This window comes from Actinomycetota bacterium, assembly GCA_035759705.1.
In the GTDB taxonomy this organism is placed as follows: domain Bacteria; phylum Actinomycetota; class CADDZG01; order JAHWKV01; family JAHWKV01; genus JAJCYE01.
The window spans coordinates 1-2,272 of record DASTUJ010000202.1; the positions used below are offsets into that span (position 1 = coordinate 1).

Annotated in this window: 2 protein-coding genes; both read left to right on the forward strand. The window is 67.3% G+C overall.

The window, feature by feature from the left end; translation table 11 throughout:
* The first annotated feature begins 19 nt into the window (after positions 1-19).
* Positions 20-1,951 (forward strand): PQQ-dependent sugar dehydrogenase, encoded by a 1,932-nt coding sequence (locus tag VFV09_14280; protein ID HEU4868876.1) that lies wholly within the window; start codon positions 20-22, stop codon positions 1,949-1,951.
* A gap of 97 nt (positions 1,952-2,048) precedes the next feature.
* The gene (locus VFV09_14285; GenBank protein ID HEU4868877.1) at positions 2,049-2,264 is read left to right on the forward strand and encodes a YegP family protein; all 216 of its coding nucleotides are present in this window, start codon (positions 2,049-2,051) and stop codon (positions 2,262-2,264) included.
* Positions 2,265-2,272 lie beyond the last annotated feature (8 nt).

Consider the following 2,272-nt stretch of genomic DNA (forward strand, 5'->3'; position numbering starts at 1 on the left):
AGAGGGCATAATTGTCTCTATGCGTCGCCTACTTTGCCTGATGGTCCTGGTGTCGACGCTCATTGTTCTTCCCGTGCCTTCCGCCGGAGCCGCTTTTCCCAACGACCCCGGCTTCACCGACACCCTGGTCGGCAACGTTGCCTCTCCGACATCGATCTCCTTCGCCTCGGGCGGGCGGATGCTCGTAACCACCCAGGCCGGTGCCGTCCGCGTATTCGTCAACGGCGCCCTGCAGGCCACCCCGGCGCTCACCCTCTCGGGCGTTTGCAGCTCGGGTGAGCAGGGGCTTCTCGGATCGGCCGTGTCAGCGGCGAACGAGGTGTTCCTCTACTACACCTCCAACCACAACGGCGACTGCTGGAACCGGGTCTCACGCTTCACCCTGGGAGCCAACAACCTGTTGACCGGCGAGGTGATCCTGCTGGACTGGATCCCGACGCCGGCGACCAACCACAACGCCGGCGACCTGAACCTGGGTCCCGACGGCAAGCTTTACGTATCGGTCGGAGACGGCGGGTGCCGGCTCACCAACGCAACCCTCTGCGCCGGCAACAACGACAACGCCAGGTCCCGGCTGCACCTGCTCGGCAAGATCCTCCGGCTGAACACCGACGGCACGGTGCCCGCCGACAACCCTTACGCCCCTACCAGCACCCGGCGTTGCGGCCATCCCTCGGGGGACACCAACCCCGGGAGTGCCCTGCTGTGCAGTGAGACCTGGTCCTGGGGCCTCCGCAACCCGTTCCGCTTCGCCTTCCGGGCCGACGGCGCCATGCACATCAACGACGTCGGACAGTCGGCGCGTGAGGAGGTCGACCTCGGGCTGGCAGGAGCCGACTACGGCTGGAACTGCCGTGAGGGCCGCATCGCCAACCCCTCCCTGCCGGGCTGCACGCTGCCTTCGGCTACCGAGCCGATCCACGACTACGACCGCAGCGCCGGATGCATCTCGATCACGGGAGCCGCCTTCGTTCCGCCGGGACGCTGGCCTCCCCGCTACAACAACGCCTACCTGTTTGCCGACTTCGGATGCGGCAGGATCTGGCTGCTCGACGGAACCGGGGTCCGCGACTTTGCCACCGGGCTCGGCTCGGCCGTCCACCTCGAGTACGGTCCGGACGGGGCCCTGTACTACACCAACTACACCGGAGGCGGGCAGGTTCGACGGATCGCCTACGTTTCCGACCCGGTCGCCGGCGACTTCGACGGGAACCGCACAACCGACGTCGCTGTTTGGCGGCCCGGCTCCGGCCAGTGGTTCGTGCGGGACCAGTTCACCGTGAGCTGGGGCCAGCCGGGCGATCTTCCGGTAGCCGCCGACTACGACGGCAACGGAACCGTGGACCCGGCGGTCTACCGGCGGTCGAACAGCCTGTGGTTCATCCGCAACCAGGCAACCCATTTTTGGGGCGTCCCCGACGACATCCCGGTGCCGGCCGACTACGACGGCAACGGAACGGCAGACCTGGCGGTGTGGCGGCCTTCGACCGGGCAGTGGTTCGTCCAGGGACAGCCGGTGGTCTTCTGGGGCCAGCCGGGCGACATCCCGGTGCCGGCCGACTACGACGGAAACGGGACGGCCGACATCGCCGTGTGGCGGCCCTCGAGCGGGCAGTGGTTCCGTCTGGGCCAGCCGGCGGTCAGCTGGGGATTGACGGGCGACATCCCCGTCCCGGCCGACTACGACGGCAACGGACCGGCAGACCTGGCGGTGTGGCGGCCTTCGGTAGGAGGGTGGTTCATCCAGGGCCAGCCGGTGGTCAACTGGGGGCTGCCGGGTGACCTCCCGGTCCCCGGCAACTTCGACAGCACGCCGAGCGACGAGATCGCCGTCTACCGGCAGTCGAGCGGACAGTGGTTTGTCCGCAACCTGTTTACGGTCAGCTTCGGGCTGGACGGAGACGTGCCCGCCAATCAGCCGGCAGCCATAACTGCGAACTTTATGGACTAGGCGGCGGCCCGGACTTGGCCGGGCCTCGGGCCGGGCAATGCGAAATCGCAATCTTTTCGCGACTTTGTGCCTGCGGCGGAGTATTCTGTGCATCAGGATGCACGCGCGCCAGCAGTTCCTGGTCTACCAGTCCAACGGTCAACACCGTTGGAAGTTCGTCGCGAACAACGGGGTGATCGTCGCCGAATCCCCGTGCGGGTACGACGGAGAGCAGGAGTGCCTGGACGCCATAGAGGCGGTTCAGGACCAGGCGGGCGCAGCAGCGATCGTCGACCGCCTGTTCGACCCGACCCCACTGGCGGTGGTCAGGTAGCGGGTTTA

What these genes read in the sequence shown, in the direction of transcription:
- VFV09_14285 (HEU4868877.1), top strand. Translation starts at nt 2,049, where the DNA reads ATGCACGCGCGCCAGCAGTTCCTGGTCTACCAGTCCAACGGTCAACAC.
- VFV09_14280 (HEU4868876.1), top strand. Translation starts at nt 20, where the DNA reads ATGCGTCGCCTACTTTGCCTGATGGTCCTGGTGTCGACGCTCATTGTT.